26 protein-coding genes and 1 pseudogene are annotated in these 26,860 nt (G+C 61.2%); 17 read left to right on the top strand and 10 right to left on the bottom strand.

From position 1 onward, the window contains the following. The first annotated feature begins 50 nt into the window (after window positions 1-50). The 16 genes and pseudogenes from urtB (at window position 51) to ureG (ending at window position 13,266) form a co-directional block, all read left to right on the top strand. Window positions 51-1,703, top strand: coding sequence for an urea ABC transporter permease subunit UrtB (gene urtB, locus N2600_RS17240; RefSeq protein ID WP_260296893.1), 1,653 nt, complete (start codon window positions 51-53; stop codon window positions 1,701-1,703). After that, window positions 1,700-2,863 (top strand): urea ABC transporter permease subunit UrtC, encoded by a 1,164-nt coding sequence (urtC, locus tag N2600_RS17235; RefSeq protein WP_260296892.1) that lies wholly within the window; start codon window positions 1,700-1,702, stop codon window positions 2,861-2,863. Before urtB ends, urtC begins: the two co-directional genes overlap by 4 nt. A gap of 5 nt (window positions 2,864-2,868) precedes the next feature. Continuing rightward, window positions 2,869-3,624 carry an urea ABC transporter ATP-binding protein UrtD gene (gene urtD, locus N2600_RS17230; protein ID WP_260296887.1) on the top strand — a complete coding sequence of 252 codons (756 nt, stop codon included), beginning with the start codon at window positions 2,869-2,871 and terminating at the stop codon, window positions 3,622-3,624. 198 nt (window positions 3,625-3,822) lie between these two features. Next, on the top strand, window positions 3,823-4,518 hold the full coding sequence (urtE, locus tag N2600_RS17225) for an urea ABC transporter ATP-binding subunit UrtE (RefSeq protein ID WP_221109004.1): 696 nt from the start codon (window positions 3,823-3,825) through the stop codon (window positions 4,516-4,518). A gap of 159 nt (window positions 4,519-4,677) precedes the next feature. Continuing rightward, a complete protein-coding gene (locus N2600_RS17220; protein WP_260298843.1) occupies window positions 4,678-5,499 on the top strand; it encodes an urease accessory protein UreD in 822 nt (273 codons plus the stop codon). A 33-nt stretch (window positions 5,500-5,532) separates the two neighbouring features. Next, on the top strand, window positions 5,533-5,835 hold the full coding sequence (locus N2600_RS17215; RefSeq protein ID WP_003561955.1) for an urease subunit gamma: 303 nt from the start codon (window positions 5,533-5,535) through the stop codon (window positions 5,833-5,835). A gap of 10 nt (window positions 5,836-5,845) precedes the next feature. Continuing rightward, entirely contained in the window at window positions 5,846-6,097 is a 252-nt protein-coding gene (locus N2600_RS17210) for a DUF1272 domain-containing protein (RefSeq protein WP_018493803.1), read from the top strand. 10 nt (window positions 6,098-6,107) lie between these two features. Further along, entirely contained in the window at window positions 6,108-6,413 is a 306-nt protein-coding gene (locus N2600_RS17205) for an urease subunit beta (protein WP_003561953.1), read from the top strand. Window positions 6,414-6,435: 22 nt separating this feature from the next. Continuing rightward, window positions 6,436-6,843, top strand: coding sequence for a lysozyme inhibitor LprI family protein (locus N2600_RS17200; RefSeq protein WP_260056591.1), 408 nt, complete (start codon window positions 6,436-6,438; stop codon window positions 6,841-6,843). Window positions 6,844-6,859: 16 nt separating this feature from the next. Further along, window positions 6,860-7,483, top strand: coding sequence for a hypothetical protein (locus N2600_RS17195; protein WP_017965823.1), 624 nt, complete (start codon window positions 6,860-6,862; stop codon window positions 7,481-7,483). Between the two features lie 3 nt (window positions 7,484-7,486). Then, window positions 7,487-9,199: an urease subunit alpha gene (gene ureC, locus N2600_RS17190; RefSeq protein WP_003561946.1), complete on the top strand. Its 1,713-nt coding sequence runs from the start codon at window positions 7,487-7,489 to the stop codon at window positions 9,197-9,199. 30 nt (window positions 9,200-9,229) lie between these two features. Beyond that, window positions 9,230-9,901 (top strand): TIGR02117 family protein, encoded by a 672-nt coding sequence (locus N2600_RS17185; protein WP_260296883.1) that lies wholly within the window; start codon window positions 9,230-9,232, stop codon window positions 9,899-9,901. Window positions 9,902-10,230: 329 nt separating this feature from the next. After that, window positions 10,231-11,091 (top strand): annotated as a pseudogene (locus N2600_RS17180) (GGDEF domain-containing protein); the annotation flags it as partial. Between the two features lie 89 nt (window positions 11,092-11,180). Further along, complete coding sequence (locus N2600_RS17175) at window positions 11,181-11,786, top strand: urease accessory protein UreE (protein ID WP_260296882.1); 606 nt, start codon at window positions 11,181-11,183, stop codon at window positions 11,784-11,786. Between the two features lie 6 nt (window positions 11,787-11,792). Next, a complete protein-coding gene (locus N2600_RS17170) occupies window positions 11,793-12,464 on the top strand; it encodes an urease accessory protein UreF (protein ID WP_222295618.1) in 672 nt (223 codons plus the stop codon). Between the two features lie 190 nt (window positions 12,465-12,654). Continuing rightward, complete coding sequence (gene ureG, locus N2600_RS17165; RefSeq protein WP_017965817.1) at window positions 12,655-13,266, top strand: urease accessory protein UreG; 612 nt, start codon at window positions 12,655-12,657, stop codon at window positions 13,264-13,266. Between the two features lie 210 nt (window positions 13,267-13,476). On the opposite strand, the gene N2600_RS17160 is transcribed toward ureG, so the two are convergent. The 7 genes from N2600_RS17160 to N2600_RS17130 all read right to left on the bottom strand — a co-directional run bounded on the left by N2600_RS17160 (window position 13,477) and on the right by N2600_RS17130 (window position 22,825). Further along, the gene (locus N2600_RS17160; protein WP_260296881.1) at window positions 13,477-16,803 is read right to left on the bottom strand and encodes an efflux RND transporter permease subunit; all 3,327 of its coding nucleotides are present in this window, start codon (window positions 16,801-16,803) and stop codon (window positions 13,477-13,479) included. A 12-nt stretch (window positions 16,804-16,815) separates the two neighbouring features. Further along, a complete protein-coding gene (locus N2600_RS17155; RefSeq protein WP_222295620.1) occupies window positions 16,816-18,006 on the bottom strand; it encodes an efflux RND transporter periplasmic adaptor subunit in 1,191 nt (396 codons plus the stop codon). A 402-nt stretch (window positions 18,007-18,408) separates the two neighbouring features. Beyond that, complete coding sequence (locus N2600_RS17150) at window positions 18,409-19,380, bottom strand: ABC transporter substrate-binding protein (RefSeq protein WP_222295621.1); 972 nt, start codon at window positions 19,378-19,380, stop codon at window positions 18,409-18,411. Between the two features lie 58 nt (window positions 19,381-19,438). After that, complete coding sequence (locus tag N2600_RS17145) at window positions 19,439-20,566, bottom strand: ABC transporter permease (RefSeq protein ID WP_170262105.1); 1,128 nt, start codon at window positions 20,564-20,566, stop codon at window positions 19,439-19,441. Then, on the bottom strand, window positions 20,563-21,492 hold the full coding sequence (locus N2600_RS17140; RefSeq protein ID WP_064248347.1) for an ABC transporter permease: 930 nt from the start codon (window positions 21,490-21,492) through the stop codon (window positions 20,563-20,565). Before N2600_RS17140 ends, N2600_RS17145 begins: the two co-directional genes overlap by 4 nt. Further along, window positions 21,489-21,869, bottom strand: a complete 381-nt coding sequence (locus N2600_RS17135; protein ID WP_170262106.1) for an endonuclease domain-containing protein — start codon at window positions 21,867-21,869, stop codon at window positions 21,489-21,491. Before N2600_RS17135 ends, N2600_RS17140 begins: the two co-directional genes overlap by 4 nt. A 179-nt stretch (window positions 21,870-22,048) precedes the next feature. Next, window positions 22,049-22,825, bottom strand: a complete 777-nt coding sequence (locus N2600_RS17130; RefSeq protein WP_003542281.1) for an ABC transporter ATP-binding protein — start codon at window positions 22,823-22,825, stop codon at window positions 22,049-22,051. A 94-nt stretch (window positions 22,826-22,919) separates the two neighbouring features. Between N2600_RS17130 and N2600_RS17125 the strand changes: the two genes are divergently transcribed. Then, entirely contained in the window at window positions 22,920-23,333 is a 414-nt protein-coding gene (locus N2600_RS17125) for a cupin domain-containing protein (RefSeq protein WP_018073737.1), read from the top strand. A 58-nt stretch (window positions 23,334-23,391) separates the two neighbouring features. Here the strand turns inward: N2600_RS17125 and hydA are convergent, their stop codons facing one another. From hydA to N2600_RS17110, 3 genes are read right to left on the bottom strand one after another with little or no spacing between them, the layout of a single operon-like run. Continuing rightward, window positions 23,392-24,846 (bottom strand): dihydropyrimidinase, encoded by a 1,455-nt coding sequence (hydA, locus tag N2600_RS17120; RefSeq protein ID WP_260296880.1) that lies wholly within the window; start codon window positions 24,844-24,846, stop codon window positions 23,392-23,394. 34 nt (window positions 24,847-24,880) lie between these two features. Further along, a complete protein-coding gene (locus N2600_RS17115; protein ID WP_260296879.1) occupies window positions 24,881-25,483 on the bottom strand; it encodes a hypothetical protein in 603 nt (200 codons plus the stop codon). Continuing rightward, window positions 25,483-26,736, bottom strand: coding sequence for a Zn-dependent hydrolase (locus N2600_RS17110; protein WP_260296878.1), 1,254 nt, complete (start codon window positions 26,734-26,736; stop codon window positions 25,483-25,485). The genes N2600_RS17115 and N2600_RS17110 overlap by 1 nt, the downstream gene beginning before the upstream one ends. Window positions 26,737-26,860: the final 124 nt, after the last annotated feature.

Genomic DNA, 26,860 nt, shown 5'->3' with positions numbered 1-26,860 from the left:
GTCCCAGCGATTGCGCCTCGAGGCCAACACTATCAAGGGCGAGAAAGCCGATGTATCGCGCCATAAAGATTTTCCTCATCACGGTTTGCCTGACATTTTCGGGCCTCGTATTTTCAGGCTTTGCTTTTTCGGGCGTGATAATCTCGAGCGAAGTCCAGGCCCAGGACGATATCCACGTGCTTGTCGACGCGCTCGGCGTCGGCGATTTCCCGGAACGGGAAGCGGCCATCAAAGCGCTGGTCGCTTCCAAGGACCAGCATGTCAGCCAGATCCTGCAGCAGTTGAGCGACGGCCTTCTCTACGTCAATTCCGACGGCGGCCCGGTTCTCCTCCAGGGCGGTACCGATGACGAAACGACCTATTCCGATCCGATCACCGGCGAAGCCGCTGCCGATGTCGATCCGGATCTGATGACGAAGGTCAAGATCAACAACGCGCTTCGCGGCGTCATCGGCGCCGCTACCAGCCAGTTGACGCTGATGAGCCCGGACCGTTCCGCGCGGCTTGCCGCGGCGCAGGGCCTGCTGAAAGATGCCGATCCCGCCAATCTCGACCTGCTGAACTCGGCGCTTGCGGCCGAAAAGGACGCCGAGATCAAGAATACGATGGAAGCGGCGCGCGCAGTGCTGCTGCTCAAGACGGATGCGAGCGTCGAAGACAAGAAGGCTGCGATCGACACGATCGCGGCGCGCGGCAATCGCGATGCGCTGACCATCCTCACGACCACACTCGAAACCGCGCCTGACGACCTGAAGCCGGCAATCCAGGCGGATATCAGCTCCATCAATCGCAGCCTGGCGCTGTGGGATATCGTCCAGAACATCTGGTACGGATTGTCTCTCGGCTCGGTGCTGCTGCTTGCCGCGATCGGCCTTGCCATCACCTTCGGCGTCATGGGCGTCATCAACATGGCGCATGGCGAAATGGTGATGATCGGCGCCTACACCACCTATGTGGTGCAGGAATACATCACCTCCGCCTTTCCTGAACTTGCCGATTATTCGCTGGCCTTTGCCGTGCCTGCGGCCTTCGTCTTTACCGGCTTCGTCGGTCTGGTGATCGAGCGCGCCGTCATCCGCTATCTCTACGGCCGGCCGCTCGAAACGCTGCTCGCCACTTGGGGCGTGTCGCTCATCCTGCAGCAGGCAGTGCGCAGCATCTTCGGCCCGACCAACCGCGAGGTCCGCAATCCGACCTGGATGTCCGGCGTCTTCGATCTCGGCGGACTCTCCATCACCTGGAACCGACTGTGGATCATCGTATTTTCGATGGTGGTCTTTGTGGCGCTGCTCCTGCTGCTCAAGCGGTCCGCCTTCGGCCTGCAGATGCGTGCCGTTACGCAGAACCGGCGCATGGCGTCGTCGATGGGCATCCGCACCGGCTGGGTCGATGCCTTCACCTTCGCGCTCGGCTCGGGCATTGCCGGCATCGCCGGCGTGGCGCTCAGCCAGATCGACAATGTCTCGCCGAACCTCGGTCAATCCTACATCATCGACAGCTTCATGGTCGTCGTCTTCGGTGGTGTCGGCAATCTCTGGGGTACACTGGTCGGTGCACTCTCGCTCGGCGTCGTCAACAAGTTCCTCGAGCCCTTCGCCGGCGCCGTGCTCGGCAAGATCCTGGTGCTCGTCCTCATCATTCTCTTCATCCAGAAGCGTCCCCGCGGGCTCTTCGCACTCAAAGGAAGGGCGGTGGAAGCATGATAACGGCCTTCCTTCTCCGATCACTCGATCGCAAGATCGTCATTGCCATCGCCCTCCTGCTTCTGGTCGCCGTCCTTGTGCCAGTCCTGAACCTGATGACGGGGCCGACCAATCCGCTGCACGTGCCGACTTATATCATGTCGCTGTTCGGCAAGTATCTGACCTATGCGCTGCTGGCGCTGGCGCTTGATCTCGTCTGGGGCTTCTGCGGCATCCTCTCCCTCGGCCACGGGGCCTTCTTTGCGCTCGGCGGCTATGCGATGGGCATGTATCTGATGCGCCAGATCGGCACGCGCGGCAGCTACGGAGACCCTGTTCTGCCCGACTTCATGGTGTTCCTGAACTGGAAGGATCTGCCCTGGTTCTGGTACGGCTTCAACCATTTCTGGTTTGCGGCTCTGATGGTGCTCGTCGTGCCCGGCCTGCTCGCCTTCGTCTTCGGCTGGTTTGCCTTCCGCTCACGCGTCAACGGCGTCTATCTCTCGATCATCACCCAGGCGATGACCTACGCGCTGCTGCTGGCCTTCTTCCGCAATGACATGGGCTTCGGCGGCAATAACGGCCTAACCGATTTCAAGGACATTATCGGTTTCAACGTCCAGGCTGACGGCACGCGTGCAGTCCTCTTTGCGGCAACTGCGATCTTCCTTGCTCTATCGCTGCTGCTCGCCTCGGCGATCGTGCGCTCGAAGTTTGGCAAGGTGCTGGTCGGCGTGCGCGATGCGGAAAGCCGCACGCGCTTCCTCGGTTACCGCGTTGAGCACTTCAAGCTCTTCACCTTCGTCGTCTCGGCGATGATGGCTGGTATTGCCGGTGCGCTCTACGTGCCGCAGGTCGGCATTATCAATCCCGGCGAATTCGCGCCTGCCAATTCGATCGAAGTCGTCATCTGGACGGCGGTGGGCGGGCGGGCGACGCTGATCGGCCCGATCATCGGCGCGATCCTTGTCAACGGCGGCAAGACGATCTTCACCGGCCTCTTCCCGGAGTTCTGGCTGTTTGCGCTCGGCGGCCTCTTCGTTGCCGTCACGCTGTTCCTGCCCAAGGGCGTCGTCGGCACGATCGCCCGATATCTCGGAAAGCGGAAGAAGGTCTCCAATTCTGCTCCGCCGGCGGCGCAGGAAGATGGCATCGAGCCGAAAATCCAGGCAGCGGAGTGAGCACCATGATCCCCGACGTCAAACCCAACAGCGTACTTTATCTCAATGGCGTCTCGGTTTCCTTCGACGGCTTCAAGGCGCTGAATTCGCTGTCGATCGTCATCGAACCCGGTGAACTCAGAGCCATCATCGGCCCGAACGGCGCCGGCAAGACGACGATGATGGATATCATCACCGGCAAGACCAGGCCCGACGAGGGCGAAGTTTTCTTCAACGGCACGATCGATCTCACCAAGAAGGACGAGGCCGACATCGCCCAGCTCGGCATTGGCCGCAAGTTCCAGAAGCCGACGGTCTTCGAGAGTCATACGGTCTGGGACAATCTGGAACTGGCGTTGAACCGCCGTCGCGGCGTGTTCTCGACGCTGTTTTACCGGCTTTCGGGCGAGGACAAGACGCGCATCGAGGAGATCCTCGAAACCGTGCGGCTGACCCATCGCCGCGACGAATTCGCCGCCAATCTCTCGCACGGGCAGAAGCAGTGGCTGGAGATCGGCATGCTGCTGGCGCAGGGGCCGAAGCTCCTGCTCGTCGACGAGCCGGTGGCCGGCATGACCGATGCGGAGACGGCCGAAACCGCGATCCTGCTCAAGGATATCGCCAAAACCCGGTCGGTGGTCGTCGTCGAACATGACATGGGCTTCATCCGAGACCTTGGCGTCAAGGTGACTTGCCTTGCGGAAGGATCTGTGTTGGCTGAGGGATCGATCGACTTTGTGAGTTCGGATCCGAAGGTCATCGAGAATTATTTGGGGCGGTGAGCGTCGTGTTTGCCGGATGCCCCTCACCCTAACCCTCTCCCCGTAAACGGGGCGAGGGGACGTGCCATGCGATAGGTGGACGAGGGACGGACAGGTCGCGGCATATTCCCTTCTCCCCGCAAGCGGGGAGAAGGTGGCGGCAGCCGGATGAGGGGCAGCGGCCTGCTCCGACAGCAGTTTGAATGTAAAGGGAAACCGATGCTGACAGTCGAAAACGCAAACCTCCACTACGGCGCCGCTCAGGCGCTGCGCGGCATCTCGATCAAAGCGGAGATGGGCAAGATCACCTGCGTGCTGGGGCGTAACGGCGTGGGGAAGAGTTCTCTTCTTCGCGCCGTTACCGGCCAGCATCCGCTGTCGGCGGGCACCGTCACCTTCAATGACACCAGGCTCAACAGCCTGCCGCCCTTTGCCCGCGCCAAGCAGGGCATCGGCTATGTGCCGCAGGGGCGCGAGATCTTCCCGCTGCTCACCGTCAAGGAAAATCTCGAAACCGGCTTTGCTCCGCTTGGCCGCCGCGACCGCAACATCCCCGATGACATCTTCAGTCTCTTCCCGGTGCTGAAGTCGATGTTGTCACGTCGCGGCGGCGATCTTTCCGGCGGGCAGCAGCAGCAGCTGGCGATCGGGCGGGCCATGGTGACGCGGCCTCGGATTCTCGTGCTCGACGAGCCGACCGAGGGCATTCAGCCGTCGATCATCAAGGATATCGGCCGGGCGATCCGTTACCTGCGCGACTCCACCGGCATGGCGATCCTGCTCGTCGAGCAGTATCTCGATTTCTGCCGCGAGCTTGCTGACTATGTTTACATCATGGACCGCGGCGAAATCGTGCATGAAGGGCTTGCCGAGACGCTGGATACGCCGGAGGCCCGCCGCCACCTGACTGTCTGACTGTCTGGCTGGCAGATGCCGCATTTTGCAGCAGAAGGCGCGGCGCCTGGAAAACCTTCCGCCGCCGCCAAAGGTCTGCCCGGTGCGGCATGGGAATTGCTTGCTTTCCGCTATCCGCGCGCTTGAATGAAAACCAGGGGCGCGACCGAAAGGGACGATATGACGATTGCGGCGGCAGGCACGAGACCGCAAAGAGCCGAAGGGCGAGGGCATCTGACGGCAAAGCTGTTCGATGGCCGCACGCGCATCCATGAACTCTATCAGGAGGGGGCAGCGAAGATCCGCCTGCCCGACACCTTCGACGCCTCCATGGAAGCCGTCATCATCAATACCGCTGGCGGTTTGACGGGCGGCGATCGGATGGATTGGAGCGTGGATGCCGGCGCCGGCACGCGCATCGACGTCACCACTCAGGCCTGCGAGAAGATCTACAAGGCATCGGCCGGCATCGCCGAGGTGGCGACCAGCATCACGGTCGGAGCCCAAGCCCGCGTCGACTGGCTGCCGCAGGAAACGATCCTCTTCGACCGGGCCGCACTTTTTCGCCGGCTGGACGTCGATCTTGACGAGAGCGGCGAATTTCTGGCCGTCGAAGCCGTGCTGCTCGGCCGCAAGGCGATGGGTGAGGCGGTGATATCAGGGCTGTTCCGTGACCGCTGGCGCATCCGCCGCTCGGGTCAACTGATCCACGCCGAAGAACTCAGACTTTCCGAAGCTGTGGCGGCGCTGGCGGCGCGGCAGGCCGTGCTCGGCGGACAGGTGGCCTTTGCGACGCTGTTTTATGCCGGGCCGCTTTCAGAAGCCTATCTCGGCAAGGTCCGGCCGCTCGTCGAAGGATCGATGGGCGGTGCGAGCGCTTGGAATGGCAAGCTCGTCGTCCGCCTGGCAGCGGCCGACGGCTTCTCACTCAGAAAAATCCTGATCCCGGTCATTTCCGCCTTGCGCAATGGTGCGCCTGTGCCGAAAGTCTGGAATCTATGAACTTCAGCATTCGATCAAGCAGATGGACAAGCGATGAACCTCACTCCGAGAGAAAAAGACAAGCTGTTGATTTCGATGGCGGCGATGGTGGCGCGGCGGCGGCTGGAGCGCGGCGTCAAGCTGAACTATCCCGAAGCGATCGCGCTGATCAGCGACTTCGTTGTCGAAGGCGCCCGCGACGGCCGCCCGGTTGCCGAGCTGATGGAAGCCGGCGCCCATGTGATCGGCCGCGACCAGGTGATGGAGGGGATTGCCGAGATGATCCACGACGTGCAGGTGGAGGCGACGTTCCCGGATGGAACCAAGCTCGTCACCGTGCACGAGCCGATCCGTTGAGGAGATAGGAATGCTCGAGCTCAGGCCCAATTGCGAATGCTGCGACAAGGATCTGCCGCCTGATAGCATTGAAGCACGGATCTGCACCTATGAATGCACCTTCTGCGCCGATTGCGTGGACGGCGTGCTGAAGGGTGTCTGCCCGAACTGCGGCGGCAATCTCGTCGCGAGGCCCATTCGGCCGGCGGCCATGCTCGCCAAAAATCCGGCATCGACGAAGCGCGTATTGAAGGCCGAGGGCTGCGCGCCCAAGGCGGCTTAAGGAGGACGAGATGATTCCAGGCGAGATCATTGCCGCAAGCGGCGACATCGAACTGAATGCCGGCGCGCCGACGGTGACGCTGGAGGTTTCCAATACGGGCGATCGGCCGGTGCAGGTCGGCAGCCACTATCATTTCGCCGAGACCAATGCCGGGCTTTCCTTCGATCGCGCGGTAGCACACGGCAAGCGGCTCGATATCCCGGCGGGGACGGCGGTGCGCTTCGAGCCGGGGCAGACGCGCTCGGTGACGCTGATCCCGCTTTCCGGCAAGCGCGAGGTCTATGGTTTCCGTCAACTGGTGATGGGCAAGCTTTAAGAACAAAATACGGGAGAAGTGCATGCGCTTGAATATCTGCCTCGTCGGGGCGGCGATGCTGCTGACGGCAGGTGCTGCCTCTGCTCAGGATATAGATTGCAACAATCCCAAGACGCAATCGGACATGACTGGCTGCGAGACGGCGCGCCACGAGACTGCCGACAAGGCGCTGAATGCGCAGTATAAGAAGACGCGCGCCGCCCTGGCGGCGATCGACAAGGACCTGGATGGCGACATGAAGGGCGCAGAGCAGGCGCTTGTCAAGGCGCAACGCGCCTGGATCGACTATCGCGACGCCGAATGCGACGCCTTTGGCTTTCAGGCCCGTGGCGGCACGATGGAGCCGATGCTGGTCGCCGGGTGTCTCGCCAACATTACGGACAAACGCACGAAAGAGCTGAAAGAGCTCGAAGATACGATGGGCAACTAGGGTGATCAGAAAAATCATGATCGTCGGCAATGGCGACATCGAGGAGGGTGGGGCTGGCATCATCGATGCCGCCGATATTGTCATCCGCTTCAATGATTGCCGCTCCTATGGCGCCGGCGGCAGCCGCACGGATGCCGTCGCGGTCTGCAACACCGGTAGGCCGGCAAAGGCGATGCTCGGTTCGCGTGAGTGGCGCGCCCATCCGGGCGTCGTTTCGGCTGGCGAAATCTGGAGCGTGCGCGACCCGGAAAAATTCGCCGCGATGCGGGCGCCGCTTGCCGTCTCTCATCCGGAGCTTGATGATTTCTGCGACGACCATACCGCTGCGTTCAGCTCCTTTTGCGCAGACACCGGCAAAAGGCACGTCATTATCGGCAAATCGGTTCACGAGGCCGTGGATGCGTCGCTTTCGGCGTTTTCTCCAGCGCCCTATGTCGTGCCGAGCAGCGGGATGATCGTCATTGCCGAGGTGCTGAACACATATGCCGAGGCCGAGGCGACACTTGCCGGCTTTGGCCACGCCGGCTGGGAATGGCACCCGTTTTCGGCCGAACGACAGCTTGTCGATAGCTATATTGCCGCTGGCCGCCTCAAGCGGCTCGGCGGAGAAACACTCGTCTCTTCCTCCCAAGGAGCCTGATAGATGCCCTACAAGATCTCGCGCGCCGCCTATGCCGGCATGTTCGGACCGACCACCGGCGACAAGGTGCGCCTTGCCGATACGGAGCTCTTCATCGAGATCGAGAAGGATTTCACCACCTATGGCGAGGAGGTGAAGTTCGGCGGCGGCAAGGTGATCCGCGACGGCATGGGCCAGAGCCAGGTGACGCGGGCGGATGGCGCAGTGGATACGGTTATCACCAATGCGGTGATCGTCGATCATTCGGGTATCTACAAGGCCGACATCGGGCTCAAGGATGGGCGCATCGTCGCGATCGGCAAAGCCGGTAATCCCGACATGCAGCCGGGTGTCAACATCATCGTTGGCCCGGGCACGGAGGCGATCGCCGCCGAAGGCAAGATCGTCACCGCTGGCGGTATGGACAGCCATATCCATTTCATTGCGCCGCAGCAGATCGAGGAAGCGCTGATGAGCGGCATGACCTGCATGCTCGGCGGCGGCACCGGTCCTGCACACGGCACGCTTGCCACCACCTGCACGCCCGGTCCCTGGCATCTGGCGCGCATGATCGAAGCGGCCGACGCCTTTCCGATGAACCTCGCCTTTGCCGGCAAGGGCAATGCCTCGCTGCCGGGGGCGCTGACCGAAATGGTGCTGGCAGGCGCCACGTCGCTGAAACTGCACGAGGATTGGGGCACGACCCCTGGCGCCATCGACTGCTGCCTGTCGGTTGCCGACGAATACGACGTGCAGGTGATGATCCACACCGATACGCTGAACGAAAGCGGCTTCGTCGAGGATACGATCGGTGCCATCAAGGGCCGCACCATCCATGCCTTCCATACGGAAGGCGCGGGCGGCGGGCATGCGCCCGATATCATCAAGATCTGCGGCCAGCCGAATGTCATCCCGTCGTCGACCAATCCAACGCGTCCCTATACGGTCAATACCATCGCAGAGCATCTCGACATGCTGATGGTCTGCCACCATCTGTCGCCGTCGATCCCCGAAGATATCGCCTTTGCCGAAAGCCGGATCCGCAAGGAGACGATCGCCGCCGAAGACATCCTGCACGATATCGGCGCCTTCTCGATCATCTCGTCCGACAGCCAAGCCATGGGCCGCGTCGGCGAGGTGGCGATCCGCACTTGGCAGACGGCCGACAAGATGAAGCGTCAGCGCGGCCGGCTGAAGGAGGAAAAGGGCGACAACGACAATTTCCGCGTTCGCCGCTATATCGCCAAATATACGATCAACCCGGCGATCGCCCACGGTCTCAGCCGTGAGATCGGCTCGGTCGAAGTCGGCAAGCGCGCCGACCTCGTGCTGTGGAATCCGGCCTTCTTCGGCGTGAAGCCCGATATGGTGCTGCTCGGAGGCTCGATCGCGGCCGCGCCGATGGGCGATCCGAACGCCTCGATCCCGACGCCGCAGCCGGTACACTACCGGCCGATGTTTGCCTCCTATGGCAAGAGCCTCACCAATTCCTCTGTCACCTTCGTCAGCCAGGCCTCGCTCGATGCCGGCCTGAAGGGCCGGCTCGGCGTTGCCAAGGAACTGGTCGCGGTGAAGAATACGCGCGGCGGCATCTCCAAGGCATCGATGATCCACAACGACCTGACACCCGAGATCGAGGTCGACCCGGAGACCTATGAAGTCAGGGCGAACGGCGAATTGCTGACATGCGAGCCGGCGACGGTGCTGCCGATGGCGCAGCGCTATTTCCTGTTCTAAGCCCACGCCCATGTGCGACGGACGGCGGCGATGAGGACAGGTATCCGCTGGTTGTTGCGGATCGTATTTCTGTTTGTGCTTTCGGCGGCCTGCGGGACCTTTATTCCCCGGCCGCTGATTGCGCCCGTCGAGGCGTCGTCTGCGGCAGTGACGCATCGAATTCTGCTGCTGTCGGGCCCGATCCATACCGATATTGCCATTCCGCTCGACGCGGAAACGCGGGCTGCCTTTTCCTTCCTCGACAATACTGGTTTTCCGCTCGGCCATCCGAATGCGGAGTGGCTTACTATCGGCTGGGGCGGACGTGCCTTCTATCTGGAAACTCCCACATGGGCGGAGCTGAAGCCGCTGCCGGTGTTGCGCGCGCTGACGATCGACCGTTCAGTGCTGCATGTGGACCTTGCCAGTCATATCACCGAGCCCCAGTCCACCGTTACGGCATTCAATGTCAGTGAGGATCAATTGGCGCAGCTGCGCGATTTTATCTCCGAGAGTTTCGTCCTCGACGCGGGCGCGGTGGTGCCGATTCCGGATGCGGGTTACGGCGAGATCGACCGGTTCTTCGAAGCCAGGGGATACTTCAACGCACTCTTCGGCTGCAACACCTGGACCGCCGCTGCCCTGCGCTCGGCTGGGTTTCGAACCGGCATATGGAACCCGCTTCCACAAACATTGCGGTTGTCTATTGCTGTCTACAATTGAAGCAGCCGTCGGGTCGGTCCGCTCTTAAAGTGAATTGTGAATAGCGCTCTCCATATGGTTGTAAAAATCGGTGGAAAACCCGGTATTTTGTCAAGCTAACCCATTCTGGAACAACTGCATCACGAAACTTGATGAACCCTTTTATATCAGTCGTTTAACTGTCTCTTCGCGCTGTTCGATTCAGGGATTGGAAAGCTGCATCCCCTGCTAGAAAAATTCTGTCCACCGAAACGTCCGAACCGTTCGAATTTTAACGGGTCGATTAAGACACCCGCAGCAATTGGGCTCTTATCAATGCCTGGAAACGCCGAGCAGGAAGGTTGATTCTCATGAGAAACTGGATTTTGCTGCAGGCCGATTTCGGCGATCTTCAATACCGCAGAAACGTCTATGTCTTCGCCCTGAAGATGGCTTTTCTTGCCGTTATTCTGTCAGGAGTCATTATCGCATTGACGATGCCGTCGCTGGATCTTCTCGGGCTTCTACCGGTGACGCTCGCCCATGCAATCGGCTTCAGCGCGATCTTTTCCTGGCTGATCGGCGGTACCGTTTCCGGCATGCTGTCACTGTTTGCCGGCTTTGCCATGCGCGATCTCGCGCTCTCGCGGGCGGAATTCGAAAAGCTCAGCCGCACGGATACGCTTTCCGGGCTGCTCAACCGGCGCGCTTTTACCGAGGCGCTTGAGAATACTGATGGCGATGCGTCGCTGGTGATTTTTGACGTCGACCGTTTCAAGGCGATCAACGACCGCTTCGGCCATGGCTGCGGCGATGCCGTCATCATCTCCGTTTCGGCCATGCTGAGATCCGCCTTCGATGAGATGTCCGTCGTCGCACGGCTGGGTGGGGAGGAGTTCGGCGTCATCGTCTCCGGCGAGCCGCTCGAGACGCGTATGGAGCGCGTCGAAAGCGTCCGGGCCCGGATCGCCGGCGGCGCCATGAAAGCCGAGGGGCACGATATCCGCATCACCGTTTCCGGCGGCGTTGCCGATCTCGTCGCCGGGCGCACCAAGCAGGCGGTCTATGCTTCCGCCGACCGGGCGCTCTATCTCGCCAAGGCACTCGGGCGCAATCGCGTCGTCCACGAACGAGAAGGTCTGCGTCACGCCTGGCACGGGCTTGTCGATAGCGGCGTCGATGGCGAGAACAAAGGACCGGAGAGCGACAACGTGATGCAGGCTTACGGAATATCAAAGCAAAGCGCGAACGAAAGGGCATTGGTGCTTGCATCGGGAAGAGCTATTTTGCATGGTCGTCCTCTCAGCAAAACGGACATATCATGCAGCGCGTCACGTCCTATCTTCCCGCCGGAACCCCTTCCTCCCATCCGATCGCCCAAGTCAAGCTGCCGCATGATCTGCGCCATCTGCGCCGCAAGCTGCTGCATTTGGAAAATGGCGAAATGGTCATGCTCGATCTCAAGGATCCGGTGCTTTTCGCCAATGGCGACCTCTTGGTGCGCGACGACGGCGAACTGATCGAAATCCTCGCCGCCGACGAGAAGCTCTTCGAGGTTCGCGGACGCGACCGCACGCATCTGGTCGAGCTCGCCTGGCATCTGGGCAACCGGCATCTTGCGGCCCAGATCGAGGAAGATCGCATCGTCATCCTGCGCGATCATGTCATCCGCACCATGCTGCAGGGCCTCGGCGCCGTCGTCCTCGAGATCGACGAGCCGTTCCAGCCGGCACGCGGCGCCTACCATTCCCAAGGCGGGCATTCGCATGGGCATGATCACGATCACAATCATGATCACGGCCATGACCATGATCACGAACATGGCTACGAGCATGAGCATGAGCACCGCCACGATCGCGGTCATGATCATGACCACGGGCGGGATCATGGTCATGAGCACGGACATCACGACCACAAGCACGACTGAGCCTTGATGACTGGGGATCGCGAGTTGCAGGCACTGCTGCGCCTGACGGCATGGCTCTCACCGGCCTTTCCGATCGGCAGCTTTGCCTATTCGGGCGGGCTGGAGCGGGCGGTTGCCGACGGGTTGGTCACGGATGCGGCCTCGCTTGCGGCCTGGACCGGCACTTTAATCGGCAATGGTTCGGTCTGGAACGATACGGTGCTGCTGGCCGAAAGCCACAGGCACCAGGCTGAAGCCGCGCGCCTTGCCGAGATCGCCGCGCTCGCCGAGGCGCTTGCCGGATCACGCGAGCGCCATCAGGAAACGATGCTGCTCGGCGAGGCTTTCCTGGCGGCGGCAGGCGCTTGGCCGGACGATGTATTCGAGAGGCTGCCCGGCAAGGCCGCTTATCCTGTCGCGGTGGGAGCGGTTGCGGGTGCACATGGCATAGGATCCGTGAAGGTGCTCGCAGTCTTCCTGCACGCCTATGCCTCGCAAGCGGTTTCGTCAGGCATCCGCCTCGGCATCGCTGGGCAGAGGGATGGCGTTGCCGTGCTTGCCGGCCTTGAAGAGCACCTCGCGAAGATCGCCCGGCGGGCGGCTATCTCGACGCTCGATGATCTGGGTTCGGCGACGGTGCAGGCCGATATTGCAAGCCTGCGCCATGAGACGCAGGCGACGCGGCTGTTCCGCTCGTAATTGTCCGAAATTATCGCGGCGGCGAGAGCAATTCCAGCAAAAGTGCGCAGCGGTTTTGCGTCCGGAAGTGCGTGAAAACAAAGAGATAGAGCGCTTCGGTGATTCGAAGAAAAACAAGCGCTCTAAGTCATTTGACGGTGGCGCGGGCGGGCGGCTTCGTTATCATCGGGGTTCGATTGGAGTAAGGCACATGAAATCAAGAAACGGACCTTTGCGTGTCGGCATCGGCGGGCCAGTCGGCTCGGGCAAGACAGCGCTGACCGAAAAGCTCTGCAAGGCGATGCGCGACGACTATTCCGTCGCCGTCGTCACCAACGATATCTATACGACCGAGGATGCCGAGGCGCTGGTGCGGATGCAGGCATTGACTTCGGACCGCATCGTCGGCGTCGAGACAGGCGGCTGCCCGCATACCGCCATTCGTGAGGATGCGACGATCAATTTGCAGGCGATCGCCGGCCTCAACCAGCGGATCCCCGATCTCGACGTCGTCTTCATCGAATCCGGCGGCGACAATCTAGCGGCGACCTTTTCGCCCGATCTTGCCGATATCACCATCTATGTCATCTCCGTTTGCCAGGGCGAGGAAATCCCGCGCAAGGGCGGGCCGGGTATCACCCGGTCGGACCTGCTCGTCATCAACAAGAAGGATCTGGCGCCCTATGTCGGCGCCGATCTCGACGTGATGGACCGGGATGCGACGCGCATGCGCGCTTCGCGCCCCTTCGTCTTCTCCGACATGAAGCGCGGCGACGGCGTCAGCTCGATCGTCAGCTTCCTCAGGGAGCAGGGCGGACTCTAGATCCGGATTTTAGGCCGGATCGGCCTAAAACATCCGGATCAAAATCAAAGAATTAGAGCATGTCGTCCGAACACCGCCCGCTTTAGGTCTTTGTTTTTACGCATGTCGCACAAAGCCGCTGCACACTTTTGCGCGACATGCGTTGGAAATGAACGAAAAACGAAACGGGCCGGGAGATCGCTCCCGGCCCGTTCGTTTCCTGGGTTTTGCTTATTCCGCCGCGAAGGGCGGCAGGCGCAGCACGTTGGTGTCGTTGCCCTTGGCGCTCTTGCGTTTGTCTTCCGGCTTTTCGATCGCCGTCAGGCGCTCCTCCAGCGCGTCGATGTCGCCGCGGTTCTCCCGGGTGACGCGGGTGAGATCCTCGCGCGACAGCGGCAGCTCCTCCTTGTCCTTCTTGCCGACCAGGCGGCCGAAAGCCCAGCCGAGCAGGCGGGACAGATCGTCCATGATCAGGAAGAAGGAGGGCACGACGACGAGCGAGAGCACGGTCGAGACGATGATGCCGCCGATCACCGCGATCGCCATCGGCGCGCGAAACGAGCCGCCTTCGCCGACACCGAGCGCGGAAGGCAGCATGCCTGCCGACATGGCGATCGAGGTCATGATGATCGGCCGGGCGCGTTTGCGGCCGGCTTCGACCATGGCCTCGACGCGGGACATGCCCTGGTGGCGCATCTCGATTGCAAAATCGACGAGCAGGATGGCATTCTTGGTGACGATACCCATCAGCATCAGAATGCCGATCATGACCGGCATCGACAGCGGATTGCTGGTGATGATCAGGCCGGCTGCGACGCCGCCGATGGCGAGCGGCAGCGAGAACAGGATGGTGAAAGGCTGGATCACGTCCTTGAAGAGCAGGATCAGCACCGTCAGCACCAGCAGCAGGCCCATCAACATGGCGTTGACGAAACTCTGCTGCATCTCGCTCTGCACCTTGGTGTCGCCGCTTTCGGCAAGGTGCACCGTGGCCGGGATATTTGCGTCGTTGACGATCTGGCGGAAGCGGGCCGAAGCCGTGTCGAGTGCGACGCCCTGCGGCAGGTCGGAACCGATCGAAACGACGCGGTTGCGGTTGTTGCGCTTGATCGAACTTACGCCTTCCGAATAGTCGATATTGGCGACGCTTGCGAGCGGAACGGTGCCGCCGCTGGCGGTCTGGATCTTCAACGTCCGGATGGCCGCGAGATCGCGACGCATGTCGAGTGCGGCCTGAACGCGGATCGGGATCTGGCGATCGTCGAGCGAGATCTTGGCAAGGGCGGCATCGACATCGCCAATAGTGGCGACGCGGATCGTCTCAGAGATCTGCTGTGGCGTAATGCCCAAGCGGGCGGCCTCATCCATGCGCGGGTGAACCTGCAGTTCCGGACGGGGCAGCGAGCCGTCAGCGCTGACATTGGCAAGCAGCGGATCGGCGCGCAGTTTGGATTCCAGAATGCCGACGGCGTCGTTCAGGTCCTTGTCGTTCTTGGAAAGGAAGTTGAAGGAGAGGTCGCGTTCGCCGCGGTCATTGAGCTTCAGGATCCGGACGTCGGGAATGTCACGCAGCTTGGCGAAGACTTCCTTTTCGATATCCCACTGCGGGCGTTCACGGCCGTGGACCTCCACCTTCGGCAGTTTCGGGCCAATGACGGGGATACGGCCGAGCACGTCGTTGACCATCTTCTTGACCAGCGATTGGTCCAGCTTGTCGAGTGCCAGCGTGATGGTCGCACGGCGCAGTTCGAGATCGCCCTTCGGCGACGCGCCGCCGAGGACGAAGACGCTTTCGACGCCGTTGATGTCCTTGACTCTGTCATAGATCGCATCGGTCGTCTTCTCGGTGTCGTCAAGCCGTGCATTGGGCGGCAGCTCGACAGAGAGCACGATGCGCGAGGCGTCTTCGGGCGGCAGGAAGCTGCCCGGAACCTGCATCAGCAGCATAATGGAGCCGGCGAGGAAGCCGAACGCGACAAGCAGAGTCGCATAACGCGTGTACCAGCGGCCGGTCGTGCCGCGTATGAGGCGTGTGTATCCACGCATCAACAGGCTATCATTGTCGTGATGATCGTCGACGCCGTCTTCTGCACGCATGAGATACGCGGCCATCATCGGGGTGATGAGGCGCGCGACCATCAGCGAGAAGAAGACGGAGAAGGCGACGGTCAGACCGAACTGGATGAAGTATTGACCCGGAATGCCCGGCATGAAGGAAACGGGCACGAAGACAGCGATGATCGTGAAGGTGGTGGCGATGACGGCAAGGCCGATTTCGTCGGCTGCCTCGATCGCCGCCCGATAGGGCGTCTTGCCCATCTTGATGTGGCGGGCAATGTTTTCGATTTCGACGATCGCATCGTCGACAAGGATACCGGTGGCGAGCGTCAGAGCAAGGAAGCTGACGAGGTTCAGCGAGAAGCCCATCATGTCCATGACCCAGAAGGTTGGGATCGCAGACAGCGGAAGGGCGATTGCAGAGATCAGGGTCGCACGCCAGTTCCTGAGGAACAGGAGGACGACGATGACAGCGAGCAGCGCACCCTCGAGGAGCGTATGAATGGCGGCTTCGTAGTTGCCGTAGGTGAAATAGACCGAATCATCGATCAGTTCGATCTTCACATTGGGATTTTCGGCTCGCACCTTGTCGAGGTTCTGCGCCACGGTTTCGGCGACGCTGACCTCGCTGGCGCCCTTCGAGCGGAAAACGCCGAAGGTAACGACCGGCGTAGCGTTGAAGCGCGAGAAGGATTTCGGCTCCTCATAAGTGTCCTTGATAACGCCGAGATCGGATAGTTTGACGAAGCGGCCGTTCGGCAGGCCAATGGTCGTATTGGCAAGGTCGGCGACGTTGCGGGCGTCACCGAGAACACGGATCGCCTGTTCGCTGCCCGCCACCTGGCCGCGACCAGAGCCGAGGTCGATGTTGGTGCCGCGCAGCTGCTGGTTCACGCTGGCGGCGGTGATACCATAGGCATTGAGCTTGTCAGGGGTGAGTTCGATGCGTACTTCGCGTTCTGCGCCGCCGTAACGGTCAACACGGCCGATGCCGGCCTGGCCCTGCAGCGAACGTTTGATCGTATCGTCGACGAACCAGGAAAGTTCTTCCAGCGACATCGCAGGCGAGGAAACGGCGAAGGTCTGGATCGCCTGTCCCTCGACATCGACCTTGGAGACGATCGGTGCTTCGGCCGTTGCCGGCAGATCGCTGCGGATGCGGTCGATCGCATCCTTGGTGTCCTGAACGGCCTGTTCGGTCGGCACTTCCATCCGGAACATGACGTTCGTTTGCGAACTGCCGTCGGTGACCGTCGACTGGATTTCGTCGATGCCGGTGATGGAGGCGACCGCGTCTTCGATCTCCTTCGTTACCTGCATTTCGAGTTCAGCCGGCGAAGCGCCGCTCTGCGTTACGCTGATCGAGACGAGCGGCACGTCGATATTGGGAAAACGCGTGATCGGCAGCGAATTAAATGACTGCATGCCGATGAACACCAGCAGGCAGAAGGCCAGCAGCGGCGCAACGGGATTTCGAATGGACCAGGCTGAGAAATTCATCGGATGGTCTCTTTAGTTGGAAGCCGGGGGCTGTTCACGCACCGGCGTGATGTGGTCGCCGTCGCGGACATAAGCGCCCGCCTTGGCTACGACCTCGTCGCCGGTCTTCAATCCATTGACCACCTCGACATAGGCGCCGTCCTGGATGCCGGTCTCGATCTTGGCGAATTTCACCACGCCGTCCTCGACTTTGCGGGCGGAGGAGCCTTCGTTGCCGGTGAGTACTGCGGTCAGGGGAAGCGCTACGCCTTCAGTCTCGCGCACGATGATTTCGGCGCTGCCATACATGCCGGAACGCGCCTTGCTGTCATCATCGATGGAGATATGCACGAGGCCGAGGCGAGTGACCGGATCGACAGTCGGCGAAACCAGGCGTACGGCGCCGGAAAGTTTCTCACGGCTGCCAGAAAGCGAAATCGTTGCCTTTTGGCCGGCCACGATCCTGACAACATCGCTTTCGGCGACCTCAGCGACAAGCTCGATATCGCCGTCGCGGATGATGGTGAACAGCGGATCGCCGTTGCCGGCGGCAATGGCGCCGACCTTGGCGTTCTTCGCCGAGACCGTGCCGGCGACCGGCGTCTTCACATCGGTGCGCGCCAGCTTCAAATCCGCATCGGCGATCTGGCTGTCGAAGACCTTGAGATCCGCTTCGGCGACCTCGATCGCCTGTTCGGCGGAGACGACGCGAGCATTGGCGGCGGCGGCAGTCGCATCGGCCTGTTCGACCTGGGCGGTGGAAACCGTGCCCTTCTTGACCATTTCCTGGGCGCGGGCCTGCTGCTGCCTTGCCTGTTCGGCATTGGCCTGCGCCTCGATGAGCTGGGCGCGCAGCTGGGCGAGGCTTGCCTCGCCCTTGGCCCTCGTCGCCATCATCTGGCTCTTTTCCAGGACCAGCGCGTCATCGTTGAGCGTCGCCAGCGTGCTTTCGGCCTGAACCTTGTCGCCGACATCGGCTTTCAGGGTGCGAATCGAGAGGCCTTCGACCTGCGGCTGGATATAGACTTCTTCGACGGGTTTGACTGTTCCCGTGCCGATGACACGGTCGACGAGGGTGCGATTGACAGCCGTGGTGACGACGATCGCCGGCAGGTTCTGTTGCGGTTTTGCGACCGGCGCTTCCTGCGAAAATGCGGTGGATGCAGCAAGTGCCGCTGCAAAAAGGGTAGAGGCGCCTAGAATTCCAATCGGCTTGCGTGCCATGCGTCTTCGTCCAATCTTATGATAAGGTTGGCCGAACTCGAGCGTCTGCCACTCAGCGCGCGATCAGGCCACTGCCCTTCCTGCATTCTCAGAGGTTTCCGCCGGTCCTTTGCCGTCTTCATCCCTCGGCGGCAAATTCGGCTTGTAGGTGGTATCGATTTGCTCGATCTACAAGTCCGGCAGAAAACAATTCCCCATCAGGCGATAATAATTACCATTCCGACGTCAATCAATCACCGCAAGGTTATGTCAACATTACGAAGATTGATCGCGTTCTTACCCCATGACGTTTGACGCCCGATAAATGCGACAGCTGCAAGGCGTTTTTTTTCCACCTCGCACGGAAAAACACGAAACGCGCGGAAAATCTCCCGCGCGTTTCGCTTCGCCGCGTTGACGAACCTACTTGGAAGCGGCGTCGGTGATGTCGTGCGTCCAGGCGCCTGACGGCTCCTTGCTGATGATCTTCTGGTCGAGCAGCGCCTTTGCCGTGCGGGCATAGAGTGCCTCGTCCAGCTTGCCGGAGCTGTCGCCGACCAGTTTGGCGACTTCACCCATCATACGCTTCTGATGGTTCTCGTCCTGGCCGCCGTTGTCCATGACGATCTCGGCGGCTTCGTCGGGATTCTCGGTGGCATATTTCCAGCCCTTCATCGAAGCGCGGACGAACTTGACCATCTTCTCCTTGAAGGCGGGGTCCTTCAGCTTGTCTTCCATCGCATAGAGACCGTCTTCAAGAAGGTCGTTGCCCATTTCAGTGTAGTTGAAGACCGTCAGTTCTTCCGGCTTGAAGCCGGCATCGATCGCCTGCCAGTATTCGTTATAAGTCATGACGGAGATGCAGTCGGCCTGCTTCTGGACAAGCGGCTGCACGTCGAAGCTCTGCTTCAGCACGGTGACGCCGTTCGGACCGCCTTCTGTGGACAGGCCGAGCTTGTTCATCCAGGCGAAGAAGGGATACTCGTTGCCGAAGAACCAGACGCCGAGCGTGTGGCCCTTGAAGTCGGCTTCGGTCTTGACCGGGCCATCCTTGCGGCAGACCATTTCCAGGCCCGCCTTCTGGTAGGGCTGGGCGATGTTAACGAGCGGAACGCCCTTTTCGCGGGCAACAAGGGCGCCACCCATCCAGTCGACGATGACATCGGCGCCACCGCCGGCGATCACCTGCTCGGGGGCGATATCAGGGCCACCCGGCTTGATGTCGACGTCGAGGCCTTCTTCCTTATAGAAGCCCTTGTCCTTGGCGACGTAGTAACCGCCGAACTGGCTCTGCGTGACCCATTTCAGCTGCAGCACCACCTTGTCGGCGGCCATGGCATGGGCCGATGCAAGCGACATCGCGCTCGCCATCATTGCAACCATCAACTTTCTCATTTTTTTATCCTTACCCTCTGAAGTTATGCCCGGACCCGTTTCTGGAGCCCGCGCGCGCCTAGCCACCACGGATAGACGGATGCCAGAACGTCACCGCCCGTTCGGTCAGGGCGATGATGCCATAGAAGATCGAGCCGGCCAGCGCCGCGACGGCGATTTCCGCCCAGACCATGTCGACATTCATGCGGCCGATCTCGGTGGAGATGCGGAAGCCCATGCCGACGATCGGCGTTCCGAAGAATTCCGCAACGATGGCACCAATCAGCGCCAGCGTCGAGTTGATCTTCAGTGCGTTGAAAATGAAGGGCATTGCTGAGGGAAGCCTGAGCTTCAGCAGTGTCTGCCAATAGCCGGACGCATAGGTGCGCATCAGGTCGCGCTCCATGTTCCCTGAGGCGGCAAGGCCGGCGACGGTATTCACCAGCATGGGGAAGAAGGTCATGATGATGACGACGGCGGCCTTCGACGGCCAATCGAAGCCGAACCACATGACCATGACAGGGGCGACGCCGATGATCGGCAGGGCCGAAACCATGTTGCCGATCGGAAGAAGGCCGCGGCGCAGGAAGGCGATGCGGTCGGCCAGCACCGCGACGACGAAGCCGCTGAGGCAGCCGAGGATATAACCGATCAGCACCGCCTTGAAGATCGTCTGTCTGACGTCTGCGCCGAGGATCGGCAGCGATGCCATGAACCGCGCGCCGATGGCGCTCGGCGGCGGCAGCAGGATGAAGGGAACGCCGGCGCCACGCGTGACCGCCTCCCAGAGAATGAGGATCCAGGCGCCGAAGATTGCTGGGATCAGGAGCTGGAGCGCCGACTTGCCGGACGTTGTGACGGGCTGCAGCTTCGACAGCTCGGTGACGCATCGCCAGGCAAGCAGCCAGCAGGCGAACAGCAGCAGGAAGAAGGCCCGCGTCGCCGCACCATCGTTGCCGGAAAGAGCCGAAAGCAGCATCCAGGCGGCGCCATGCGCGCCGATAAACAGCACGGTGGCCCGATAGGCCGGCGGCTGCGGCGCTAGAGACAGCAGGGCAGCCGCGATGATGATGATGAAAATGAGGGTTGCCGTGCCATCGGTGAGGGGTCGCGTCGCGCCGTCGGCCAGGAGCGGCAGGGCCATCAGTGCTCCGATGCAGAGGAGGAGGGCGACGACGCCTTGCCAGGAGAAGGTCAAATGTCTCATGCCGGCCTCCCGCCCATGGCGCGGTCAACGATTTTCGCCGCAACGCCGACAATCGCGACCAGGATGCCGGCAAGCAGCGATCCGGCGACGAGGGCGGCCCAGATATCGATGGTCTGGCTGTAATAGGAGCCGGCGAGCAGCTTCGAGCCGATGCCGGCGACAGCACCCGTCGGTAACTCGCCGACGATGGCGCCGACGAGGCTGGCGGCAATCGCTACCTTCATCGAGGTGAAGAGGAAAGGGATCGAGGCTGGAACGCGCAGCTTCCAGAAAGTCTGCATCGGGCTGGCATAATAGGTGCGCATCAGGTCGAGATGCATGATCTCAGGCGAACGCAACCCTTTCACCATGCCGACGGCGACCGGAAAGAAGGAGAGGTAGGTGGAGATCAGCGCCTTCGACACGAGCCGGGAAGCGTCGGAATCGAGATTGAGGAGATGTGCAATAGCATTGTCGCCGGTCAGCACGTTATAGGAGATGATGACGATCATCGGTGCGATGGCGAGGATCGGTATGGTCTGGCTGGCCACCAGCCAGGGCATCAGCGAGCGGTCCATGGCGCGGTTGTGGACGATCAGCACGGCGAGAAGGATGCCGAGCAGCATGCCGAAGCCAAAGCCGAGCAGGGTGGAGGAGAGCGTTACCCAGCTGTGATAGACGAGGCTGCGGTTGCTCGAAAGGCTGCGCAGAAATGTGTTCTCGTAGACGTTCTGCGCCACCTGATGCGGCGCCGGCAGGACCGGCTTCGGCTGCGCCAGCGTCTTGCCGATGAATTCGAGGGTCGAAGGTGTGACGCCGGCGCGGCCGTCCATGTCGCGCTGGAATGGCGCGTTCATGAGGATGGCGGCGACATACCAGATGACGACGAGGGCCAGCAGGATGGTGGTGACGGGGACGATCTTATCCTTGAACGTGTCGGGCTTCATGCTACGCGCTCCTTCAAAAATGGCGCGGCATATTTCTCGACGGTGAGAAACACGTAATCGGGTCCATCAAGTACTTGGGCATTGTCGAAGCGCAGCACTTTGAAACCCTCGTTGCGCAGGAATGCATCCCTGGCAAGATCGTGGCGGCGGCCGTCGGCAGTCTCGTGGCTGTCACCGTCGACCTCGACGATCAGTCGTGCTGAAAGCCAAGCGAAATCGGCGATATAGGGGCCTATCGGCGTCTCGCGCCTGAATCGGGCACCATAGGGCCTGAGATCGCGAAGCATATCCCACATGGCAGCCTCCGCCTTTGTCAGCTCACGGCGGAGCCGTTTTGCCGTTTGGCGGGTTTTGAGGGTGATGTTTGAGTGTGGCATCTAGACCCCTCCCCAACCCCTCCCCACAAGGGGGAGGGACTTAACGGTCGAACCCGCGGGTGGCGGCAGCGCTCTCCCGCGACATTCCATGGAGAATTCAGCGAGCGCCGCGTGTTTGCCCCTCCCCCTTGTGGGGAGGGGTTGGGGAGGGGTCTTGCCAAACAACACGCGCCCGCTCCTCATGCGTGTCCCGTCCTCAGTCCCTCGCGAACGCGGTGGGCAATCTCCAGGAACTCGGGGGTTTCGCGGATGTCGAGTGGGCGCTCGGCCGGCAGGGTCGAGTCGATCACATCGGTCACCCGGCCCGGTCGCGGAGACATCACCACGATCTTGGTCGAGAGATAGACCGCCTCGGGGATGGAATGGGTGACGAAGCAGATCGTCTTGTTCGTACGGGTCCAGAGTTTCAGCAGCTCTTCATTCAGATGGTCGCGGACGATCTCGTCCAAGGCGCCGAAGGGCTCATCCATCAGCAGCAGGTCCGCGTCGAAGGCGAGTGCGCGGGCGATCGAGGCCCGCTGCTGCATGCCGCCGGAAAGCTGCCAGGGGAATTTCTTCTCGAAGCCCGAAAGACTGACGAGATCGAGCGCTTCGGCGATGCGCCGCGTCCGCTCGGCGCCGGAATAGCCCATAATCTCCAAGGGCAGAGCGATGTTGTTTTCGATGGTGCGCCAGGGATAGAGCGCCGGCGCCTGGAAGACATAACCGTAGGCGCGGGCCTTGCGCGCCTCCTCCGGTGTCATGCCGTTGATCGAGATCTCGCCCGAGGTGCTCTTTTCGAGATCGGCGATGACACGCAGGAAGGTGGTCTTGCCGCAGCCCGACGGGCCGATGAAAGAGACGAAATCGCCCTTGCGGACATCGAGATTGACATTGCTCAGTGCACTCACCGGGCCATCATTGGCCTGGTAGGTGAGACAGAGATCCTTGGCGGATACGACGGAGGGTGCTTGCATCAATGCGACCAGTCTTGTTTTCCCCGCTTGAACGCGGTTTGCGTGCTATCATTACCGCCGGTTTTATCGACGACACACTCCATGGAGGATGAGGATGGACGTGACATCAAAGCCCACCTGCCACATCGTTCGCCCCAATCATGCCTATGACGGCAAGCAGGGGCTGAGCTATTTCGCAGGCATCGCCGCCGAAACGGTCGGCGCCAAGGGCATCTGCATGCATCTTTTGACGATCCCGCCCGGCGTGCGCGCCAAGGCGCATCTGCACGAGGCGCACGAGACGGCGATCTACATGCTCTCCGGCGAGGCTCATACCTGGTACGGAGACCGGCTCGAGCATCACGTCATCGTTCATGCCGGCGAACTTTTCTATATCCCGGCCGGCGTGCCGCACCTGCCGGCCAACCTCAGCAGCACGCCGTGCACAGCGATCATCGCGCGCACCGATCCGAACGAGCAGGAAAGCGTCGTGCTTCTGCCGGAGTTGGACGCTTTGGTGCCGGCGTGAGGTCATTGGCATAGAGGCAGCGGTCCCCGATTGATGGCCGTATCGTCATGCGCCATCGTCATACGCCGCTTGCCGGAATGCCGCTACGCGTCACCTTGCGCGGTGCGGTGATATCCTTCCACTGGGAAAGCGCCTTGCTGACGGCCGTGACCGGCTCGCGCCTGACGAATTCGCCGTGGCCCTGGCGGGTCTTGATCGCGCCTTCCTCGATCGCGAGGACGCCGCGCGTCAGCGTATAGCGCGGCAGGCCGGTCACTTCCTTGCCTTCGAAGACGTTGTAGTCGATCGCCGACTGCTGGGCTTTGGACGAAATGGTCTTGGAACGTTGCGGGTCCCAGACGACGATATCGGCATCGGCGCCGACAAGGATTGCGCCCTTCTTGGGATAGATGTTGAGGATCTTGGCGATGTTGGTCGATGTGACGGCGACGAATTCGTTCATCGTCAGCCGCCCGGTGTTGACACCATGCGTCCAGAGCATCGGCATGCGGTCTTCGAGGCCGCCGGTGCCGTTCGGGATCTTGGTGAAATCGCCAACGCCGAAGCGCTTCTGCGCCGTGGTGAAGGCGCAATGGTCAGTGGCGACGACCTGCAGCGAGCCGGAGGCGAGACCTGCCCAGAGCGAATCCTGATGCTGCTTGTTGCGGAAGGGCGGCGACATCACCCGGCGGGCCGCATGATCCCAGTCGGGATTGGAATATTCGCTCTCGTCGAGCGTCAGGTGCTGGATCAGCGGTTCGCCATAGACGCGCATGCCCTTGCTGCGCGCACGGCGGATCGCCTCGTGCGCCTGTTCGCAAGAGGTGTGGACGATATAGACCGGGCAGCCGGCCATGTCGGCGATCATGATGGCGCGGTTGGTCGCTTCACCTTCGACTTCGGCGGGCCGGGAATAGGCGTGCGCCTCTGGGCCGTTATTGCCCTCGGCGAGCAGCTTTGCCGACATCGAGGCGACGACGTCGCCGTTTTCGGCGTGCACCAGCGGCAGGGCGCCGAGTTCGGCGCAGCGCTGGAAGGAGGCGAACATCTCGTCGTCGTCGACCATCAGCGCGCCCTTATAGGCCATGAAGTGCTTGAAGGTGTTGATGCCCTTGTCGCGGACGATGGTCTCCATCTCCTTGAAGACCTGCTCACTCCACCAGGTGACTGCCATGTGGAAGGAATAATCGCAATTGGCGCGGGTCGATTTGTTGTCCCACATGGTCAGCGCTTCGAGCAGCGACTGGCCGGGAGCGGGCAGGGCAAAATCAACCACCATGGTGGTGCCGCCGGAAAGGGCGGCGCGCGTGCCGCTCTCGAAATCGTCGGAAGAATAGGTGCCCATGAAGGGCATTTCGAGATGAGTGTGCGGATCGATGCCGCCCGGCATGACGTAACAGCCGGTCGCATCCAGCGTCTCGTCGCCCGAGAGATTCTGCCCGATCTCGATGATCTTGCCGCCGTCGATTTTCACGTCAGCCTTGTAGGTGAGGTCGGCCGTGACGATGGCGCCGTTCTTGATGACTGTGGTCATGGCTGCTGTTCCTTTCCCCTCGATCTTATTGCTCTTACGGCTCCACTGCCATTGTGGGTGTGCCGTTTCTAAAGAGGTCCGCACCCTTGGCGATCAGGCTGTAGACGGCCTTCTCGCTTAATTCATTCGGCTTGTCGTGCTTCTCCTCGTGGTACCAGTCGGGCTGATCAAGGACGTCAACGCCGCCGATCGACAAGGACCAGACGCCTTCGCATTCGCGAAAGTAAAAATCCTTGCCGTCGATCAACCCGGTTGACTGTACGGGTTGGCTGCCCTTGGGACGTTCGATCAGTATGCTGGGCATGGAAGCGCCAAGTTCGATCCGAACGACGTCAATGGAACCAGGCCGCCCATAGACATAGTAGGTTTTATGGTGGTCGCGGTCATCTGAAACGGCCAACTGAATGTTAGAAGGCTCATATCGCCAAAAACTCGATATTTGCGGAAGCCTGATCCGTTCGCCTGCCGGGTTGATGCCAATGTAGAAGATCTGCACGGCGGGGACATCACCCCACGGACCTTCGTTCACCGGCGTCGCATTGGCATTAGCCCATGCAAGATCGTCGGCAGTTTGCTGAAAGTAGAACTTAAAAGCATCCGGATAATCGAGATAAGTCGCTGGCAAGTCCGACGCCATCACACCACAATCTCCGCCGTCTCGACCACCGCATGAAACAGCACATCGGCGCCCGCCATCGCCCATTCCTTGGAGATTTCTTCCGCCTCGTTATGCGAGAGCCCGCCGACGCAGGGGCACATGACCATCGTCGCAGGTGCCACTTTGGCGGCCCAGCAGGCGTCATGGCCGGCGCCGGAGATGATGTTCATGTGGCTGTAGCCGAGCCGCTCGGCGGCTTCGCGCACCGACGTGACCAGTTTCGGATCGAAGGTGATCGGTTCGAAGTGGCCGATCGCCTCGATGGAACAGCCGACGCCGAGTGCATTGGTGATCTCAGGCGCCTTTGCCTCGATCTTTGCCCGCATACGGTCGAGCTTCTCCTTGTCGGGCGAGCGGATGTCGACGGTGAAGACCACCTTGCCGGGTAGCACGTTGCGGGAATTCGGCGAGAAGAACACCTGGCCGACACCGCCGACGGCACCCGGCTGTTCGCCCATCGCCACGTCCTGGACCATTTCCAAAATGCGGGCCATGGCGAGGCCGGCATTGACGCGCAGGTTCATCGGCGTCGAGCCGGTATGGGCTTCCTTGCCGGTCAGTGTGAATTCCAGCCACCAGAGGCCCTGGCAATGGGTGACGACGCCGATCTGCTTTTCCTCGGCTTCGAGGATCGGTCCCTGCTCGATGTGATATTCGAAATAGGCGTGCATCTTGCGGGCGCCGACCTCTTCGTCGCCGACCCAGCCGATACGCTTCAATTCGTCGCCGAACAGATTGCCCTCGGGGTCCCTGCGATTATAGGCAAAGTCCAGGCTGTGCACGCCGGCGAAGACGCCTGACGCCAGCATGGCAGGGGCAAAACGCGCGCCTTCCTCATTCGTCCAATTGGTGACGACGATCGGATGTTTGGTCTTGATGCCGAGATCGTTCATCGTGCGCACGACTTCGAGGGCCGCAAGCACGCCGAGCACGCCGTCATATTTGCCGCCGGTCGGCTGGGTATCGAGATGCGAGCCGACATAGACCGGCAAGGCATCGGGATCGGTGCCGGGGCGGGCGGCGAACATCGTGCCCATCCGGTCGACACCCATGGTCAAACCGGCATCGTCACACCATCTTTTGAAAAGACTGCGGCCCTGCGCATCGGCATCTGTCAGTGTCTGGCGGTTGTTGCCGCCTGCTATGCCGGGGCCGATCTTCGCCATGTCCATGAGACTGTCCCAGAGACGGTCGCCATTGACGCGCATGTTCTCGCCTGGTGCTGCCACCATTCTTTATGCCCTCACCTGTTTGCGGCAGTCATGCAAAGAGGCATGCCCGCTCGTTCCCGTGGTCCTTTCCTGCGCCCCCTTATTGGTTTTGTCGAGCGCCGGAAAATCGCCAGTTGCCTTTGTT

The sequence above is a fragment of the Rhizobium sp. WSM1274 genome (assembly GCF_025200775.1).
GTDB lineage: Bacteria > Pseudomonadota > Alphaproteobacteria > Rhizobiales > Rhizobiaceae > Rhizobium > Rhizobium leguminosarum_I.
The sequence above is the reverse complement of the archived record's forward strand: the minus strand, read 5'-3'. Positions and strand labels throughout refer to the sequence as shown.

What these genes read in the sequence shown, in the direction of transcription:
- urtB (WP_260296893.1), top strand. Translation starts at nt 51, where the DNA reads ATGTATCGCGCCATAAAGATTTTCCTCATCACGGTTTGCCTGACATTT.
- urtC (WP_260296892.1), top strand. Translation starts at nt 1,700, where the DNA reads ATGATAACGGCCTTCCTTCTCCGATCACTCGATCGCAAGATCGTCATT.
- urtD (WP_260296887.1), top strand. Translation starts at nt 2,869, where the DNA reads ATGATCCCCGACGTCAAACCCAACAGCGTACTTTATCTCAATGGCGTC.
- urtE (WP_221109004.1), top strand. Translation starts at nt 3,823, where the DNA reads ATGCTGACAGTCGAAAACGCAAACCTCCACTACGGCGCCGCTCAGGCG.
- N2600_RS17220 (WP_260298843.1), top strand. Translation starts at nt 4,678, where the DNA reads ATGACGATTGCGGCGGCAGGCACGAGACCGCAAAGAGCCGAAGGGCGA.
- N2600_RS17215 (WP_003561955.1), top strand. Translation starts at nt 5,533, where the DNA reads ATGAACCTCACTCCGAGAGAAAAAGACAAGCTGTTGATTTCGATGGCG.
- N2600_RS17210 (WP_018493803.1), top strand. Translation starts at nt 5,846, where the DNA reads ATGCTCGAGCTCAGGCCCAATTGCGAATGCTGCGACAAGGATCTGCCG.
- N2600_RS17205 (WP_003561953.1), top strand. Translation starts at nt 6,108, where the DNA reads ATGATTCCAGGCGAGATCATTGCCGCAAGCGGCGACATCGAACTGAAT.
- N2600_RS17200 (WP_260056591.1), top strand. Translation starts at nt 6,436, where the DNA reads ATGCGCTTGAATATCTGCCTCGTCGGGGCGGCGATGCTGCTGACGGCA.
- N2600_RS17195 (WP_017965823.1), top strand. Translation starts at nt 6,860, where the DNA reads ATGATCGTCGGCAATGGCGACATCGAGGAGGGTGGGGCTGGCATCATC.
- ureC (WP_003561946.1), top strand. Translation starts at nt 7,487, where the DNA reads ATGCCCTACAAGATCTCGCGCGCCGCCTATGCCGGCATGTTCGGACCG.
- N2600_RS17185 (WP_260296883.1), top strand. Translation starts at nt 9,230, where the DNA reads ATGAGGACAGGTATCCGCTGGTTGTTGCGGATCGTATTTCTGTTTGTG.
- N2600_RS17175 (WP_260296882.1), top strand. Translation starts at nt 11,181, where the DNA reads ATGCAGCGCGTCACGTCCTATCTTCCCGCCGGAACCCCTTCCTCCCAT.
- N2600_RS17170 (WP_222295618.1), top strand. Translation starts at nt 11,793, where the DNA reads ATGACTGGGGATCGCGAGTTGCAGGCACTGCTGCGCCTGACGGCATGG.
- ureG (WP_017965817.1), top strand. Translation starts at nt 12,655, where the DNA reads ATGAAATCAAGAAACGGACCTTTGCGTGTCGGCATCGGCGGGCCAGTC.
- N2600_RS17160 (WP_260296881.1), bottom strand. Translation starts at nt 16,803, where the DNA reads ATGAATTTCTCAGCCTGGTCCATTCGAAATCCCGTTGCGCCGCTGCTG.
- N2600_RS17155 (WP_222295620.1), bottom strand. Translation starts at nt 18,006, where the DNA reads ATGGCACGCAAGCCGATTGGAATTCTAGGCGCCTCTACCCTTTTTGCA.
- N2600_RS17150 (WP_222295621.1), bottom strand. Translation starts at nt 19,380, where the DNA reads ATGAGAAAGTTGATGGTTGCAATGATGGCGAGCGCGATGTCGCTTGCA.
- N2600_RS17145 (WP_170262105.1), bottom strand. Translation starts at nt 20,566, where the DNA reads ATGAGACATTTGACCTTCTCCTGGCAAGGCGTCGTCGCCCTCCTCCTC.
- N2600_RS17140 (WP_064248347.1), bottom strand. Translation starts at nt 21,492, where the DNA reads ATGAAGCCCGACACGTTCAAGGATAAGATCGTCCCCGTCACCACCATC.
- N2600_RS17135 (WP_170262106.1), bottom strand. Translation starts at nt 21,869, where the DNA reads ATGCCACACTCAAACATCACCCTCAAAACCCGCCAAACGGCAAAACGG.
- N2600_RS17130 (WP_003542281.1), bottom strand. Translation starts at nt 22,825, where the DNA reads ATGCAAGCACCCTCCGTCGTATCCGCCAAGGATCTCTGTCTCACCTAC.
- N2600_RS17125 (WP_018073737.1), top strand. Translation starts at nt 22,920, where the DNA reads ATGGACGTGACATCAAAGCCCACCTGCCACATCGTTCGCCCCAATCAT.
- hydA (WP_260296880.1), bottom strand. Translation starts at nt 24,846, where the DNA reads ATGACCACAGTCATCAAGAACGGCGCCATCGTCACGGCCGACCTCACC.
- N2600_RS17115 (WP_260296879.1), bottom strand. Translation starts at nt 25,483, where the DNA reads ATGGCGTCGGACTTGCCAGCGACTTATCTCGATTATCCGGATGCTTTT.
- N2600_RS17110 (WP_260296878.1), bottom strand. Translation starts at nt 26,736, where the DNA reads ATGGTGGCAGCACCAGGCGAGAACATGCGCGTCAATGGCGACCGTCTC.